13 protein-coding genes and 1 pseudogene are annotated in these 17,844 nt (G+C 42.2%); 11 read left to right on the top strand and 3 right to left on the bottom strand.

Annotation, left to right across the window (positions count from 1 at the left end; genetic code table 11):
- From Q4561_RS05205 to Q4561_RS05160, 10 genes are all read left to right on the top strand, one after another.
- Positions 1–959: IS30 family transposase (locus Q4561_RS05205; RefSeq protein WP_303458110.1), on the top strand; the 959-nt coding region annotated here is incomplete at its 5' end.
- Positions 960–1,180: 221 nt separating this feature from the next.
- Positions 1,181–1,918 (top strand): hypothetical protein, encoded by a 738-nt coding sequence (locus tag Q4561_RS05200; protein WP_303458108.1) that lies wholly within the window; start codon positions 1,181–1,183, stop codon positions 1,916–1,918.
- Between the two features lie 910 nt (positions 1,919–2,828).
- Positions 2,829–5,348, top strand: coding sequence for a TonB-dependent receptor (locus Q4561_RS05195; RefSeq protein WP_303458106.1), 2,520 nt, complete (start codon positions 2,829–2,831; stop codon positions 5,346–5,348).
- Between the two features lie 195 nt (positions 5,349–5,543).
- Complete coding sequence (locus Q4561_RS05190; protein ID WP_303458131.1) at positions 5,544–6,770, top strand: sugar MFS transporter; 1,227 nt, start codon at positions 5,544–5,546, stop codon at positions 6,768–6,770.
- A gap of 124 nt (positions 6,771–6,894) precedes the next feature.
- Positions 6,895–8,391, top strand: a complete 1,497-nt coding sequence (gene gtfA / locus Q4561_RS05185; protein WP_303458105.1) for a sucrose phosphorylase — start codon at positions 6,895–6,897, stop codon at positions 8,389–8,391.
- 339 nt (positions 8,392–8,730) lie between these two features.
- Positions 8,731–9,576, top strand: a complete 846-nt coding sequence (locus Q4561_RS05180) for a hypothetical protein (protein ID WP_303458103.1) — start codon at positions 8,731–8,733, stop codon at positions 9,574–9,576.
- Entirely contained in the window at positions 9,576–9,854 is a 279-nt protein-coding gene (locus tag Q4561_RS05175; RefSeq protein WP_303458101.1) for a hypothetical protein, read from the top strand. Before Q4561_RS05180 ends, Q4561_RS05175 begins: the two co-directional genes overlap by 1 nt.
- A gap of 20 nt (positions 9,855–9,874) precedes the next feature.
- Complete coding sequence (locus Q4561_RS05170; protein WP_303458100.1) at positions 9,875–10,231, top strand: hypothetical protein; 357 nt, start codon at positions 9,875–9,877, stop codon at positions 10,229–10,231.
- Between the two features lie 23 nt (positions 10,232–10,254).
- Complete coding sequence (locus Q4561_RS05165; RefSeq protein ID WP_303458099.1) at positions 10,255–11,862, top strand: peptidoglycan-binding domain-containing protein; 1,608 nt, start codon at positions 10,255–10,257, stop codon at positions 11,860–11,862.
- 309 nt (positions 11,863–12,171) lie between these two features.
- A complete protein-coding gene (locus Q4561_RS05160) occupies positions 12,172–13,065 on the top strand; it encodes a hypothetical protein (RefSeq protein WP_303458098.1) in 894 nt (297 codons plus the stop codon).
- Positions 13,066–13,165: 100 nt separating this feature from the next.
- Here Q4561_RS05160 and Q4561_RS05155 read toward each other — a convergent pair whose 3' ends face one another.
- Complete coding sequence (locus Q4561_RS05155) at positions 13,166–13,909, bottom strand: glutathione S-transferase (protein ID WP_303458097.1); 744 nt, start codon at positions 13,907–13,909, stop codon at positions 13,166–13,168.
- A 108-nt stretch (positions 13,910–14,017) separates the two neighbouring features.
- Here Q4561_RS05155 and Q4561_RS05150 point away from each other — a divergent pair, with 108 nt between their 5' ends.
- Positions 14,018–16,402 (top strand): peptidase U32 family protein, encoded by a 2,385-nt coding sequence (locus tag Q4561_RS05150; RefSeq protein WP_303458096.1) that lies wholly within the window; start codon positions 14,018–14,020, stop codon positions 16,400–16,402.
- Between the two features lie 74 nt (positions 16,403–16,476).
- Here Q4561_RS05150 and Q4561_RS05145 read toward each other — a convergent pair whose 3' ends face one another.
- Complete coding sequence (locus tag Q4561_RS05145) at positions 16,477–17,049, bottom strand: acyl-CoA thioesterase (protein ID WP_057790312.1); 573 nt, start codon at positions 17,047–17,049, stop codon at positions 16,477–16,479.
- Between the two features lie 181 nt (positions 17,050–17,230).
- Positions 17,231–17,737 (bottom strand): annotated as a pseudogene (locus tag Q4561_RS05140) (cupin domain-containing protein); the annotation flags it as partial.
- Positions 17,738–17,844: the final 107 nt, after the last annotated feature.

Below are 17,844 nucleotides of genomic sequence, written 5' to 3'. Positions count from 1 at the left end.
GAGAAGAGATATCACGATGCTTAGTCAGTAAACAATCCATTCGAGAAATTGCCAGACGTTTGTCTAGAGCGCCATCTACAATTAGCCGTGAAGTAAAAAGAAATGGTGGATTGAAGCACTACCGTGCCGTAAAAGCTGAACAACGAGCCCGGGACGAAGCATTGAGACCTAAGCCATGTAAGTTAATTGGATCCCCAGAGTTATGTAAAATAATAGCTGTTAAGCTTAAAAGGGCATGGTCACCACAACAAATTGCGGGTTGGTTAAAGCGACAATACCCCGATAATCAGGAAATGTACGTGTCTCACGAAACCATCTATAAAACACTCTTCATTCAGACGCGAGGCGCTCTAAGGAAAGAACTGCAAAAGTTTTTGCGGTCAAAAAGAGCGGTTCGCAAGTCTCGCCAAGCTTCACTGAAAAGATTAGGTCTGGGCAAAATCCCTGATGGCGTTTCTATAAGTGAACGACCTGTATCGGTTGAAGATAGAGCTATACCTGGTCACTGGGAAGGCGACCTTATATGTGGCTCTAACAACAGTTACATAGCGACACTAGTAGAGAGGCACTCTCGATTCGTAATGCTGGCGAAAGTGGATGATAGTAAAACGTCGACCGTGATTGCTGCACTTATCAAACACGCTCAAAAGCTACCTAAGGAACTATATAAATCTCTAACTTGGGACAGGGGGAGAGAAATTAAAGACCACAAACAATTCACGCTAGCCACTGATATAAAAGTCTATCTCTGCGACCCTTACTCACCGTGGCAACGTGGTACCAATGAAAACACCAATCGATTGCTACGGCAGTATTTTCCCAAAAGTACCGACTTATCAGTACACAGCCAACAAAAACTTAGCAGTGTAGCGAGACAACTTAACGAAAGACCAAGAAAAACGTTAGACTATGAAACACCAGCACAGAAATTTAACCAATGTGTTGCGCCCATTGATTGAACTCAAGACGTAGTTCGGACCTTCAGGCTTTTTAAAAAATAGATATGACTGCAAAACTATAGATTAGCGGTCATTCGATAATTTCTAGGGTTAATCACCTAGATCAATATACAACATCCCCCGCCTCTTTTAAGGGCTAGCAAGAATTTTTCATCAGCCGATCAATTTGCGTATACTTAAAGCTCAACACGATGAACAGAATAATCAAATAGGCCAGTAAAATGAGAGTGCTCAGCATAACCAAACACCTAAGAGAGCAAAATTGGGTCGCCGTTTTTTTAGATTTTTTAATTGTGGTAGTTGGTGTGTATATGGGTTTGCAAATGCAAGAGTGGTCTTCTAAGCGTGCTCAAAATGCCGAAGCCGCTGCTTATCATGATCGCCTAGCCTATGAATACACAGCTCTAAGTGACACTCTCAAAAAACAAAGCGAGCATTATGAAACTTACCTTCGAAACGGCATTAATTTAACTGCTTTGCTGCTTGCAGCGCAGGAGATTGATCAAGACAGAGCTAACCAACTGATGAATAATAGTTTATTTTCGATTCCTCCTCTAAAAGACCCTGCCGTGTTAGATGAAATGATTTCTGCTGGAAAAATGGGATTTATAGCAGATTCAGCTCAGCGCACACAATTGCTAAATGCTCGATATAGCTTACAATTTTTAGAAGCATACTATGAGTTTCTGAATGATGGAATTGACCAAATAATACCGATACTACAACGATGCACCGTTATTGATGAAGTACAGCCTTTAGTAGACAACGCCCCTATACCCGAAGATTTAGTCTCCAGTCATTATGATTTTACCTGTATGCAATCTGATCCATTGATGCCAGCCTTAATGTCAGAGTGGCTGCAAAGGCTCGATGAAACGCGCAACCTCTATATTGAAGCAAACTTAGAATTTGAAAGGATTGCTAAGCAACTACAAGATTTAGCTAACAAAAGTCGTTAGCGGGCATATAGAAGTATTTTCTAATCTGAGCCACATTTTGTTAGTGATAGCGTTTATAAGCCAATCACGAAACAGTTCATTCTTACCCTTCGATGATGATTTTGAATTGTGGCCTCGTGACATAAACCTGAAGTAGAAAAACAAAAACTCTAACGCCAGCTCCTTGTCTCGAACGGACTTTTTTAGCTGAGTCAGCCAGTGTCCGCTCTATACTCGTAGTTGTCCCTCAGATTAAGTAGAACATCTAGAATAAAGAAGCTGGTTAACTAAAACCTGTCCTGTAAATCAGTCGAGACGAACACAATCCTGGTTTTCACTACACACTATCTACTAGCAGCAGAGCCTGCTTTCAAAACCAAATACGCTTCAGGCCTACCTTCAACCGTAAGTTTTGTGCACTTTGTTTTTCACTACCTCTTTTAAATCAGATAAGTACCAAGTCGTAGTGGAAGATAAATAATCGTCCTACTAATTCGCTTTATAAAATCAAGCAGCTATTTTTCTATTAAGTCATTTGTTTGAACACGGACGTCACATCGGCTTTTTAGCTTTATATGGGTGACTACATTAAGTCGTAAGAGGACTCAAAAAGCTAGTGTATGTTGTTATCGATTAAGTGATCAGCTTAATCGATTAAGTTAATATTTAGTGTTTTTGTTTATTTTTTAAATCTATTTTAAAGTCTAATGTTGTGGTTTATTTTGATGATTTAAATAAAGATTTTGTGCTTGCGGGGTTTGGCGGGAAAACAAAATTGGATATTTATTTAAACAAATAATTTACATTGAGACATTTTTTCAGTAATCTTTTGCTTAATCGATTAAGTCGGTGTTTGTAAATTTTAGTTCTCTTTCGCTTCTTCCGATACAACAGGGCGTTGGAGAGTTTCGCTTAGCCTTGGAGAATACCCATGCACACAACATTTAATAAAAACGCATTGGCAATAGCAGTGTTGTTAGGCCTAAATGGCGCTGCTTTAGCTCAAGACGCCTCACATCAAGAAGCGCAAGAGAAGAAAGCAAAAGAAACCTATGAACAAATCGTGGTTACTGCCAGCCCCGCTGGGGTTTCTGCACAAGAAGCAAGTGTCTCTGTAAGTTCGTTTGACGAAGAGGAAGTCATGAAATTGGCACCTCGTTCAACGGCAGAGGTTTTCCGTGCGCTGCCAGGCATTCGCGCGGAATCTTCGGGCGGCGGCGGTAATGCAAACATTACTATTCGTGGTATTCCTCTGGCTACAGGCGGTTCTAAATTTATGCAAATTCATGAAGACGGCCTTCCAGTTTTAGAGTACGGCGATATCAACTTCGGTAACGCCGATAACTTTCTGCGCTACGATTGGTCTGTAGAGAGAGTAGAATCTGTACGTGGTGGTTCTGCATCCACATTCGCCAGTAACTCACCAGGTGGTGTTATCAATATGATCAGTGCTACCGGTGAACAGGGCGGTGGTGCAATCGGCACATCTTTTGGTATTGATTACGAAGAGTTTCGTTTAGATTTTGCGTACGGCGGTGAAGTAAACGACGATCTGTATTTCCATATTGGTGGTTTTGCGCGTGGTGGTGAAGGTGTTCGTGACACTGGCTATAACGGCGACCAAGGTGGACAAATAAAAATCAACTTTACGCAGCTATTAGACAATGGTCATCTACGTTTTTACTTCAAACATTTAAACGACAGAGTTACTACTTACTTACCTGCGCCGGTAATGGTGAAAAGCAATGGCAGCTATGGTGCGGTAGAAAATTTTGATGCAAGTAGCCAAACACTGCATTCTGCATACACTACTAACGCTTCAACTTTTGATTCTTTCGGTAACCCGGTTAATCGTGATTTAACGGATGGTATTGAATCTGACGTGACCTCATTTGGCTTTGAAGCTGACTTGGAAGTGGCAGAAGACCTTTATTTACTTAACAAATTCAGAACGTCTGATGTAGGCGGTGGGTTTGTTTCTCCATTTACCGACACCTTCGGAGCTTATGGCCCTCAGTCTGCTAGCAGTATGGCGACAGCGATTTGTGCTTCTGCCTTAGATGGTGATGGCAATGCTTTTAACTGTGATTCTACCAGTGTAACCCTTGCGAACGGTTCAAATGCCGGAGAAGAGTACAACGGTTTAGCGTTCCTGAACTTATTGTTCGATACGACTTACAATGATTTAGGTAACTTGATCAACGATTTAAGTCTTCGAAAAGAGTATGACAATGGGGTAACGCTTACCGCGGGTTACTACTACTCTAAGCAAGATATTGCTATTAGCTGGAACAGCTGGAATACGTACATTCAAACGGTAGACGGAACTAACTCTCAGTATCTGCATATTGAAGATGCAGACGGTACTGCGCTTGTTGACCAAGGGCTTTGGACACCAAGCTTCCTCTCATGGGAATGGGATTTAAACTACACCACTACAGCACCTTACATTAACGTGGGTTTCGAAGTGGGTGATAACTGGTTGTTTGATGTAAGTGCCAGGCATGACACCGTGCAAGCAAATGGTGAGCTTATCAACTCGTGTTGTGGTGGAAATACCGATGTAGATATTAATGGTGACGGAGTTATTTCAGGTAATACTGAAGATGCTTCTGCGTCAAACGGTTTTGGTTTCGGCGGCGGCGTAATTCGCCTAAATCGCGCTAATGCTACTAGCCAAATTGTTGATTATGAAGCAAGTAACACGTCGTTCTCGTTGGGTGGCTCTTACCTGTACAGCGACAGCATGACTTTCTTTGGTCGTTATAGTGAAGGTGGCCGAGCGCTGGCTGACCGCTTACTTCAAATTGCTGGTACATTAAATGGCGATGGAAGCTTAACCAGCACAACTAGCGGTTTCGATGAAACAGAGCAGTTAGAATTTGGTATGAAGTATGGCACGCAAGATTTCAAGTTTAATGCCACCTTGTTTCATACCGTAACCCAAGATACTCAAGCTGAAGTGACAAGCGGTTTAACCTTTATTCGTGAATACGAAGCCACAGGATTAGAGCTTGAAAGTAAGTACGATTTCGGTAACGGTTTCACAATGTCAGGAAACGCAACTTGGACTGATGCAGAAATTAGTGAAGATAAGTTTAACCCTGCATTGGTAGGCAAGACACCTCGTCGTCAAGCTGATTTCATCTACACGGTTATTCCACAGTATGACTTTGAAAACTTCAGTGTTGGGGCGTCACTCCAAGGTTCCACTGAGTACTATGTTCAAGACTCGAACGAGCTTAAACAAGATGCTTATGTGGTAGCTAACTTATTTGCAACTTGGTATGTGTCTGACCAGTTCTCAGTATCGTTGAATGTAAACAACGCCACGGACGAATTTGTCATTACTGAGTCTGAAGAGAGTGTTGCATCGGCTGGGGATATCATTCGTGCTCGCCCCATTAGTGGAAGAACGTCTTCAATTCAATTGAAATACGCGTTCTACTAGTTTTTATAGTACTTCGCCGCAGGTGTTATTACCGTATTTCGCCGCAGGCGCTATTACCGAGTTTCGCTGCAGGCGCTTGGTAAATAGATTCAGCGGCAATGCGTCTATCTTTCTTAAGTTTTAAAGGTAAGTTACATGTCTACTCACCAAGCGAGCGTACAAAGCTTTGGGGTAATTCGATGGTTAACCTATTTAATGTTCATGATGTTTGCGATGACATCCGACTCGGTAGGCGAAATCATCAAAGAAGTGAAAATTGAATTTGCGGTGACTAATACGCAAGCAAGTTTAATGCATTCTCTTTTCATGGTTGGTATTGCATTTTCAGGGCTTTTTCTTGGTTTTTTAGCTGATAAATTTGGCCGTAAAAAAACGCTTATCTTAGGTTTAGCCCTATTTGCCATATCTTGTTATCTGTTTATGGTAGGTAATACCTTTGCGTTTATTTTAAGTTTAGTAACCCTTTCAGGTTTAGCCGTAGGGGTATTTAAAACCGCTGCACTTGCCTTAATAGGTGATATTTCTCGTTCAACCAAAGAACATACCGGCACCATGAACGGCGCTGAAGCCTTCTTTGGTGTGGGGGCGATTATTGGCCCAATCTTAGTCGCTTGGCTTATTACCCAAGGCGTACACTGGACTTGGTTGTACGTGATTGCCGGTGGTCTATGTACTTTGCTAATTTGCATGGCACTGATGGTGGAATACCCTGAAAGCCAAGCGTTACAAGAAAAGCCTTCTAGCCTAATCGATAGCTTAAAACTACTTAAAGATCCTTATGCACTAGGTTTCTCTATCGGAGCATTTTTGTATGTTGCAGCCGAAAGCGCAATTTATGTGTGGATGCCAAGCTACCTTATTTGCGATGCCAACTCGGCCTCAGGTATTTACAGCTGCTACGCCAATGAATCTACACAAACCTTAGCTATTTACGCCGTTTCCGTGTTCTTTGCGCTGCGTGCAGTAGGTCGGTTCGTGGGTATTTGGATGATGCAGCATTTCGAGTGGACCAAGGTGTTACTGCTGTTTAGTTTCATGATAATGCTGTGCTTTGTAGTTGGCTTAATGGCAGGCCCAACACTCGCCGTTTTCCTTTTCCCACTAAGCGGTATCTTTATGTCGGTCATTTACCCAACGTTCAATTCTAAGGGCATTAGCTGTTTCGAAAAGCGACAGCACGGCTCGGTAGCAGGGGTCATCTTGTTTTTTACGGCTGCCGGCGCTGCGGCAGGGCCTTTCATTATGGGCGTAGTGAGTGACGCCTATGGAGGCGATGCTAAGTACGGCTTTGTGGTAGCCACTGGTTTTTCTATCTTGTTGTTTCTAGGGCTACTTTACAACGCCATTATGCAACCAACTCGAGCAAGACTTGCCATGATAGAACAACGTGAATATGGCCTTGAGTTCGCTAAGTCTAGTTAGTGCGATATGAAGTGTTTCGTTATTTAGTTTCATTCAAAGCAGTGCTAGCCATTATTTGGGCAAACACTGCAATTTTTCGGTGCGTTCTTTTTTTGCTTAGCACCCTGTTATCTGGAGAATTTTCATGTCTTTACGTAATGGCGTTCAACTTATTACCTATGCAGACCGTTTAGGTGAAGGAAATATGTCGGGCCTTAATAAGCTTCTAAACACGAAGTTAAAAGGGCTTTTTACTGGCATTCATATATTGCCATTTTACTATCCTTACGATGGTGAAGATGCGGGGTTTGACCCTATCGACCATACCACCGTTGATGAGCGTTTAGGTAGTTGGGCGGATGTGAAGCAAGTAGGGGAATCGATGAATATTATGGCTGATCTTATCGTGAATCATATGTCAGCCCAAAGTGAGCCGTTTTTAGATGTGATTAAACAGGGGCGTGAGTCTCAATACTGGCCGCTATTCTTAACCAAACAGTCGGTGTTTATAGAAGATGACGAGGCTAACATTGCCAATGTTGAGGAAGGTATTAAAAAGGTTTTTAGGCCTCGTCCTACGCCGTTTTTCTCTGAATATGAGTTAGACAATAAAGAAGTTGTGCCTTTTTGGACAACCTTTACTGCCAATCAAATCGATATCGATGTGGAGTCTGAATTAGGGAAAGCGTATCTAGAATCAATTCTTCAAGCTTTTACGCAAAGCAATGTAGATTTAATTCGATTAGACGCGGCAGGCTACGCCATAAAGCGCGCTGGCACTAACTGCTTCATGTTGGAAGAAACCTTCGAGTTTATTGAAGAACTAAGCAACCGTGCGCATGCAATGGGTATTCAAAGCCTAGTTGAAATTCATAGCCACTTTGAAACTCAAATTGCCATCGCATCTCGTTGTGACAGCGTTTACGACTTCGCGCTTCCGCCACTGGTATTGCACACTTTATTTAGCAAAGATGCTTCAGCATTGGCGCGTTGGTTATCTATTTCTCCACGCAACTGTTTTACGGTTTTAGACACCCATGATGGCATTGGCATTGTGGATGTGGGCGCAAGCGGCGACAAGCCGGGGTTATTAACCCACGTACAAATCGACAATTTAGTAAAAACGATACACGTGAACTCGGATGGGGAATCACGGAAGGCCACAGGTGAAGCGGCAAGTAACGTAGATTTGTACCAAATAAACTGCACTTATTATGATGCGTTAGGTAAAGACGATGAAAAGTATTTACTAGCACGGGCCATACAGTTTTTCAGCCCTGGTGTACCTCAAGTTTATTACGCGGGTTTACTAGGCGCGACTAACGATATGGAACTGCTTGCCAAAACGAATGTGGGAAGAGATATCAATCGTCCTTATTTGAGTGAAAACGATATTGATGCCGCACTATTAAAGCCCGTAGTGAAAGGCCTAATAGCGTTAATTCAACTTCGAAATAACACAAAGGCCTTTAATGGGGACTTCTCTGTGACTAATGACGAAAAAACCTTATTGCTGGTTTGGACATTGGGTGATGATAGGGCCGAATTACGTGTGGAAATGAGTACCCTTGAGGCGCATATCACCGTGATAGAAAACGGCGTGAAAACAACCCAGTCTTTAGCGCAGCTTACTGGGTTGTAGGTGTTCTAGATAGGACTGGTTTAGATACGGTTGGTTTATCGAGAGAACTGATGTGTAGTCAGAGCTAAGTTGTAAAGTGCTTTGAATATTAAAGAGCACGTCGCTTTAAATATTGCCAAACTATAAAAAGCACTGTGCAGTAAAAATGCTACTACATTAAACACGTCGATCGCTGCAAACAATGTTCAATAGGGGGCCATTTAAGTTTAAATGTGCCCGCTTATTTATTTGATATTAAATTGGTTGTATTTTGTACAATAAATGTTAAGTTAAGCTTTAATATGATTAAATAATAACCATCGAAATGAAGTGTATTTCAAGGTTGCATGGATACAACCAATGCACTACACCACTTCAGAGCGACTTAAACGTATTCAAGAACACTTAGGTGTTTCACCAGATGGCGTACTAGGCGGGGAGACTCTTTCAGCCCTTGAAAAACGACTTCTTCCTATAGACCAGCGCTTGACGAAGGTTACATCTCTTTCTTCATTTTCTTCACGTTCAGATTCCTCATCATCGCTAACAAGTGCTAATGCTATTAGCCTAACCCTTTCGCAAAAAGGCATAGATCTTATTGTTCAACATGAGATCAGCTCAAAGCAATATTATGAGAAATGCCTTACGCATCCCACTTGGCCTAAAGGCGAGTCGGGGATCACGATTGGCATTGGGTACGACTTAGGTTACGCCAGTAAAACGCAATTTCAATCAGACTGGCAGTCGCTACTTGGCTCTATAGATATGATGAAATTAGAGCGGTTATGCGGCTTAAAGGGCAAAGTGGCCGAAATTCACGTGTCGTCTTTACGCACTGTCACTATTCCCTTTAATGCCGCGAAGCACGTGTTCGTTCACTCATCCCTCCCGAAATACGCCCAAAAAACGCAGTCTACTTTTCCAGGCGTTGAGTATTTAAATGCTGATGCACAAGCAGCATTGGTCTCGCTTGTATATAACCGCGGAGGCATCCTTAACGGCGACTCTCGTCGAGAGATGGCGGCGATAAAGCCTTTGGTAACACGTAAAGACTACGCAGGAATCGCACTTCAGATAACGAACATGAAACGTCTTTGGGAAGGGGCTGGGCTTGATGGGCTGTTACACCGGCGAGACGATGAAGCCAATTTGGTGAAGCACTCAAATAGACAATATGAAGCTAAAGACCTAGTTAGGGTGGCGTAATGAAAACACTTCAACACGATTTGCACTTGCGGTATGAGGCTTATACTCGCGCAAATCAGCGCTTTGCTGAAAGGGGAGAGTTCCGTGTTGAAATATACCAAGGAAGGTTAGAAATCGATAATCAACATGATTTAAAGCACCTTACTACTCATCCTTTTTCACAGCAATTTATTAGAGAAAACAAAGTAATACCCGCTTCTCAAAGCGCCGCCTTGCCAATGTTTAGTGGGCTATTCAACACAAGCTTTGTTAAGGCAATAAAACTACTTTTTTATTAATGTATAGAAGGAATTTGATGATGGGAAAGTTTAAAGAAGCTATGGAAACTATGGCCGCTGGCATTAAAGACTTGTCTAAACTTGATGTGGTTACCTTTGAAGGCTCTGTAACACTCAAGAGCGAAGGTGCTGATGGAGTTGCTCCGTTAACCTTTGCTAAGGTGATGTCTTCTGCGATGGGAAACCCAGAAGTTGCAGTGAAAGTATTAGCCAGTACTCAAACCAGCATCGATGGTGACATTGTCGCATTTTACGATACTGACATTACTGAAGCTCAGCGCCTTGTTCATGCTGAACTGGTACTTGCAGGCGCTGCATCTCGAGCCGCATCTATTGAATTTGTAAAGTCGATATTTGATGACATTTCGGAATTTTAGTCGTGCACGGCGAATTTTCTGTTATGAAAAAGCTGGGTGTTGGTCTTGATACGTCTGTATCTAAGCAGTATTTACCTAATGCCACAGCCGCATCTGATAACCCTAATGAAACAGATTCTTCTGCCTACATTCGTGCCATAAGAGCCCGTTTAATTGAATTGGGTTACTTAGGAGAAGGGCATAAATTCAAGAATCGTCACAATCCGCAAATTGACCACATATTAATTAAAAAAATAAAACATTTTCAACAAGATGCTGGTATTACCCAAGACGGGTGGGCGGGAAACCTGACATGGAAAGTTTTAGAATGCCTAGTAAGTTTTGAAAATCAGCAAAGCCCAGCGCTATGGGGAAGTGTCTGGAAAAATGAATTGAAGTTGCCTTCGCAGGACAGTCAATTTGTAGCAGGGCCGCTTAAAGATGGCATTGCCAATAACAAAGCGGTGATGAGGGCGGTGTACTGCCGCTTGTACACCCTTGGTTTTTTCTCTGATTGGGATAAACACCGCATTAACACCCAAACCATTATAAAACCATCTGATAACGCCGATTTTCAACACGCAATTGACCGCTTTTGTGTGTTTGCAAAGCAGCTAAACCTAGTGAATAGTTCATGTTCTGGTTTAGACATGAGCTTACTAAACGCCATGTTTGAATATGACAGTATTGTGGCCCGATTAAGTAATAACACTTATTTTGAACCTGTATATAATGCGTTCCCAGCAAATATCGAGGCTATTACTAGAGTGGAGCTTTGGTTGTTGGGCTATGATATTTCACCGGGAAAAGATCAAACTATAAGAAAACCGGTTAAGAGATTTAAGAAAAAAACGTTTATTAAGATCTCCAAAACTTATTTGGCCCTCAAACAGTTCTATTCAGACTACCCAGTAGTGCGCAACAATCCTAAGGACTATACGTTAAATACCCATTTAATGGCGGCATTTTCTAGGCTGTCTTCTGATGTGGAGGCTAAAGATGAAGATAACGGCCGCGATAACGATCGTTTAAATGAGTCGGTTAGTCAGCTGTGGAAAAGTAAAAGCAAGCAAAGCGTGTTAAGAGAACAATTTAATAAGTTGGCTAACGGTATTTTTGATGGACTTAAGCGGGTGGTAAGTTGGTTATTTGGCGTGGTAAAGCGAGTACTTGAAAGTACTAAAGAGGCTATCTCGAACATAGCAAGATACATCAGCAAAAGGGCACGCGAAAGTTATTTAGGTGTAGTGAAAGCTTTTGATATTGTCTACTCAGGTATGTCTTATTTAAAAGGGAGTGCATACCATTATGGCGATGCCGCTAAGTCGTGTTTTGCCCATGATAATGACTTTGATCAACATTGCTGTATCGATCCTAAAGCGCAGCCTTATCAAATTAGTTTTGACAGTACTCAGTATAGTTTTCAAGGGAAACTTTATGCTGCGGGCTTGAATATTTTAGGGCATTTATTTAGTACAGCACAGCGTGTTGTTCGCATGATATCTTCACCCGTGGGCTGGCTGTTCGCGCTGCTTTCTTTAGCTAATGTGGCTAACTCTATCAAAGAAATAAGCAAGCAAATTGAGCTTGTTAAAAGGTATGAATTAGATATTGCTCACCAACAATCACTGTTTAAAACCCGTATTTCTTAATGCTAAGTTTTATTATTTGAACTGGTCTCAAATTCCGCCTTCCCTGTATATCGTTCACTATGCTTAATTTTCTTTACGAGGAGCAGCTAGTAGCGCACCTCAATCTTCAGCATACCTTTGGGGTAAAATTCGTTACCATGGTGTGATTGTATTAATTCTGGTGAGTTAATTCTGATAGTTAGCTCACAACACTACACAGCACATCATGCACCTAGCGTTTAAAGCGCTCGTATAAATTAGTTACATCTCGATGGTATGAACATCGAGATAGTGTAAAAGTTGGAATAGAGTAAAAGAAAGGATGTCAAAATGAGTAAAAACACTAAAGTGGCGCTAGGCGTCGTGGTTGCCCTAGGTATTTGTTACGTGGGCGGCAATATGTACGCTTCATCAAAAGCCAAAGACACAGTAGATGAAATGATCGCTGACCTTCCTGCTACCACCCAGGTGTCTTACAGCGATGTGAGTGCTAACATATTTGGTGATGTCTTCATTGATAACATTCGTGTTGGCGACGAGGCGCAAGGGCATATTCTGGTTGAAAACATCGCCCTTTCAGGTTTCAAACAAGAATTGGAAGATTCTACTGAAGGAGAGGTGCATTTTTCTGGCGTCTCATTTTCTGAATTTAAAGGTCATGGTGTTGATAGTACCCCTGATGATATTCAAGAAGTTTTGGTTCACATGCTGATGAATGAGGGTAAAACCTTGAATCAGAGTTTTGCTTTTGAAGTGAATGAAGACGATAACGAATACCGCATAAAAGAGCTTACTTTCGATGTGGAAGACGCAGGACGCATTTCGCTTTCTACCGACATTTTCACAAAAGCCCCAATATCAGCAGCGCCCGAACTTATGGCACAACACTTAATGGCTGCGATAGAAATTGGTGAGTTTACGCTTTCTTTGGAAGAAGATGGCTTAGTCGACAGAATGTTCGCTACAAAAGCAACTGATGAGAAAGATGCTGATGAATTACACGCTGAAGCGATAGAAGCATTAGAGCGTGCTTTAGAGAAGGCAGAGCCACCAAGAAAAATGCTGTTGGAAGGCATGCTGGCGTTACTTGAAGGGGATGAAGTTACGCTTTCACGGGATAGCGATGAGCCTTTTACTGTCATTCCAATGATGATGATGTCTGATCCAAATAGCGCTTTTGACACTTTCATGCGGGACGGCCAGTTTAAAATTAGTATTCATTAAAGGTTAGTTGTGAAAGACACTATGAGGATAAAAAATTCATAGAGACTTAATGGGGTTAGGGCTGTTAATGAAAGTGTTAACAGCCTCTTAAAAGGCAAAATTAGGGCTTCCACAATTCATACTGTGTCATCACTTTGTTAAACATGACACTTTGTAAGTAATGGTTTAGCCACTGTTTAAGGTTTGGGTAGGGAGATTCTCGATACCACTTTCGTTCAACTTTCGAAAACTGACGAATGAACGGTAGTAGGGCGATGTCGGCCAAGCTTTCTTTTGCGCCAAAAATAAAGCGGTTCGATTGGCTACCGTCCAAACCTTCTTCAGTGCTACCAGCACCTAAACGGGTTTCCAAATCTTGCAGGTATACTTCGCAGGCTTGCCTGCATTCAATTACGTTGTTTTCACGATAACGTTTAGCGCATTTGTAGGCATTCAGCTGAGTTTTGAATTCATCATCGAATGTTGCAATTAATGCTAGCATGGCAGGCAGGGCGGTAGGGTCTTGCTGATGCAATAGGTCTTCGGGATCGTTTTGATGCAGTGCCCACAACATCACATCCAAGCTTTCATCTATTACCGTATTGGTGCCGTTTGAATTTGGCAATACTAGCGTGGGCACGGTACCTTTAGGCGATGCTTCTATCATAGCGGCGGGCTTATTACTCAATACCACTTCACGCACTTCAACGTCTTGCGCCGCTTTATACAAACCAATTCTTCCACGCATGGCATAAGGGCAATTGCGTAAAGAGTAGAGTATGGGTTGCTGAACCCTGTGAGATTCGAGTTCAACACCGTGTTCTTGTGAAAATACAGTCGCGAAATCTGGTTTTGCTTCTGGCATTAGGTGATTTATCTCCATTTACCTCGATTAATCTGCCGTTATGATATTCATTAGGCAAATATGTAGGTAAAATCCTCGGCATAAAGTTTCCCACAATATAGCATCTAGATGAACAGTACTCACACGAATCCGAAAATTGAATTATTAGCCCCAGGTGGCGATGTTGATGCGATTAAAGCCGCCATTATTGCAGGCGCCAATGCGGTGTACTGCGGGTTAGATAATTTTAACGCTCGAAATCGTGCGTCTAATATTTCATTCGATGCGCTGATAGGCGTTATTCGATTGGCGCATCAATACGACTGCGAAATATTCCTGACGTTGAATATCGTTATTCTGGAAAAAGAATTTCCAACGCTTGCCAAGCTATTAAGTAAGTTGGTTAATACCACCCTTGATGGTGTGATTGTGCAAGATATTGGTATGTTCAACCTTATCAAAAAGCATTTTCCTACGTTAGATATTCATGCTTCTACCCAGATGACTACACACAATGTGGGGCAAATACCTTTTCTTAAAAAGCTAGGAGCATCACGGGTTAACTTATCTAGAGAGTTGAACCTACGAGAAATTACTGCCATTGCCAAGGTTAGCCTCGAGCACGACGTGCTAACCGAAGTGTTTGTGCATGGGTCGTTATGTGTGGCGTTCTCTGGTTTATGTTATTCAACTTCTGCTAGCGCGGGGAACTCGGGTAACCGAGGGCGCTGCAGTCAGGCTTGCCGCGAAGAATACGAAACCACTGAATCTGGACATAACTTCCCGTTAAATATTAAAGACAACTCGGCCTTTTTCGACCTGCCAGCATTAATAGAAGCTGGTGTGTATTCATTTAAAGTAGAGGGCCGGATTAAAGGCGCAAGTTACGTTCATACAGTCATCGACAGTTTTAGAAAGCAGATAGATGGATTTTTGGAAACCGGTGAATTATTAGAAGACGGCGAACGCCTTTATAAAGTATTCAACCGAGACTTTTCTAACGCGTTCTTACGTGGCGATTTGAATCAATCGATGTTTATTGATAATCCACGTGATAACTCAAAAAATCATGCTATTGAAAAAGCGGTTCAAACTGAAAGCGCAAATGATGCGTCGACGAAAGACGTTAACCGTATTTCAGTGGTGCAAATACAAGAAGTGAAACAAACCCTTTATCAAGAGAAGAACGAACTACACGACTTGGTAAGAGAGAAGATTCAGTATTTATCTATCGATAAAATACCTACTACGCTAGTGTTTTCAGGTGAAGAGGGGAGTTGTTTAACTCTCACTATCAAAACCCATGGTTTAGCAGCGGGCAACTCGTCTAATGCTGAAGATGTTCAAAGCGAGCTTGGTAAGGACAGCATCAACACTATTGCCCCTAAAACCATTACGCTACGTTCTGAAGGTGTGTTGTCTAAAAGTGAGAAAAATGCGCTAGACGAAGCCTTACTAGAGAAGCGTTTTAAAAATTTAGGCAATGGCGAATACCGCATCGCTGACCTAGATGTTACACAATTAGGTAAGGGCCTTAGTTTGCCATTTCGTGATGTAACGGCGCTTAAAAACGAAGCCATGAAGCAGCTTAACGGTGAACAGTCGTTAATACCTGAAGTGATATTACCAAAACTTACGAGTTACCCTAAAAGCGAAGCCGATAAGCAGCCAGCGCTTTCATTGCTAATCTGTGATGAGGCAGACGTGCATTTAGCCGATGCAACGGATGCTGATATTTACTTTAAGTTGCCAGATGCTTACAAGCGTAATTGCACCAAATATGTAGGCTTCTTAAAAGAGAACCCCCGTTTAATTCCGTGGTTCCCTGCGGTGCTCATTGGCAAAGATTACGATGTGGCAGTGAATATACTTGAACAAGTTATGCCGCCATTAATTGTGACCAACAATACTGGAATTGCCTACAAAGCTACCGAGTTAGGCATAAAGTGGATTGCAGGGCCTTTCTTAAATACCACAAACTCGTACGCATTAATGGCCATGAAAGAAGATTTCGACTGTCATGGTGCGTTTATTTCAAACGAGCTAAACCGCATGCAAATGAAGAACATTGCACGGCCTGAAAACTTCAAACTGTTTTACAGTATTTATCACCCTATTTTGTTGATGACCAGCAGACAGTGTTTCTTCCAGCAAAGTGTGGGTTGCGAGAAGCCGCGTATCGATAATGGGTGCATGCTCTCTTGCGACAAATCAACCAGCATTACTAATATGAAAGGCATGTCGTTCGCCATCGATAAACAAAAAGCCGGTTATCCGAGTATTTACAACGAAGATCAATTTTTAAATATGGAAGTGATGAACGATTTATCTGACTTGTTCGACGGCTTCATGATTGATTTAACCAACATTGGTGCTGGAGACAAAGTATCGCCAGACAAGGTCGCGCTAATTCGTCAATTCGAACAGCTATTAGCCGGTGATAAGCAGGTAGAAGATAAGCTAAATAGTATGGTGCCAGCTTCCACGGTAAGTCAGTACCACGCAGGTCTTTAACCCTAGCGCTGATAATATATCTATACAATAGAAAGCCCCTTGCTGTCGTTCAACAGGAGGGGCTTTTTTGTATCTTACTCTTGGGTATAAGACGCATCTTTGTCGAAGGTAATGGTGCAGCGCTGTTTATCAAGCAATACAAAGTCTTCTTTTGGAATGAAGTCGTCGTGTTCCTTTTGAATTCTTGCCTGCGCTTCTCGTTTTACTTTATTACGCTTAATCGTTGTTACAAAGTGGCGCATCTCGTGAGGGTTACTGAGTTCCAATTCTGGTACTTTCACCGGTACGCCGTTATCGTCTTTAGCTACCATAGTGAAGAAGCTGTTATTGGTGTGCTTCACTTTGTTGTTTTTAATGTTTTCCGACGTAACCTTAATGCCTACCACCAAAGAAGTGTTACCAACGTAATGCACAGTTGCGTCTAGCGATAATAATTCGCCTACTTCTACTGGCTGCAAAAATTCAACGCCGTCTACAGTAACTGTCACGCAATAAGCGCCAGCATGCTTACTCGCGCAGGCGTAAGCCACTTTGTCCATCAGGGACAATATAACTCCCCCATGAACTTTTCCGCCAAAATTGGCAAAAGAGGGAACCATTAGCTCAGTTAAACGTGTTCTTGAAAATGCGACAGTGCGTGGGCTCATAGTTGACCTTCTCTATTGTTATAATTGATGTAGTTATAGGGTGGATAAATTTGTAGAGTAGATAATTAATTTGATAGTGGGTTAACACCTACTATAACAGGGGGATTACACGCATCAAGAGTTTACACAAAAGAAGGCAGGTGGACTTTTACCAACCCCCTTTTTTTTAAAGGTATATGATCTATCGCGTTAACGATGTGATGAGATTTGTGTGTTGTGGAAATTGCTTAATCAGCTCGGCTTGTTCACCTAGTTGCATATCAACGTATTCAAAACCTGGTGCCACAGCCTCTCCAATTAAGCCGTAACCATAACTGCCCGTGGTAGATATTTTTGATGCCTTCCATGTACCGCCTTTAACCACCATTTGCATTTTATGACCTTGAGTGGGATCAGGCCCCAATACATGGGTTTCAAGACTGCCGTCTTGGTTAATTAAGTAATAGGTAATGGGGTCGCCCATGTGAAAGTAATGCATGATATCTGAGCGATTCATATGAAAATGCCCGATAGGAGATTTTGCGCTTAGTAAGTAATAGATAGAGGTCATATTCACTCTATCGCCATTGTCTGTGCTAATCATAGGTCGGTGATTGGCTTTAAACGTTTGGCGATAAAAGCCACCTTCAACATGGCCAGTTAAATCTAGTGATTCAATAAGTTGCTCGGCAGTTAGCTTTTTCTCAACTCGGTTTTTATCTACCAGCGTTATTAATTCTGGCGCAGCAGATGTTGTGGATGAGTCGTGTGCAGCGCCAGAGTTTGATGAGCTTTGACACGCACTTAGCGATGCGC

Origin of the sequence: Alteromonas sp. 1_MG-2023 (assembly GCF_030547075.1) — a bacterium.
Lineage (GTDB): Bacteria > Pseudomonadota > Gammaproteobacteria > Enterobacterales > Alteromonadaceae > Alteromonas.
This window is presented reverse-complemented; position numbering and strand designations above follow the sequence as displayed.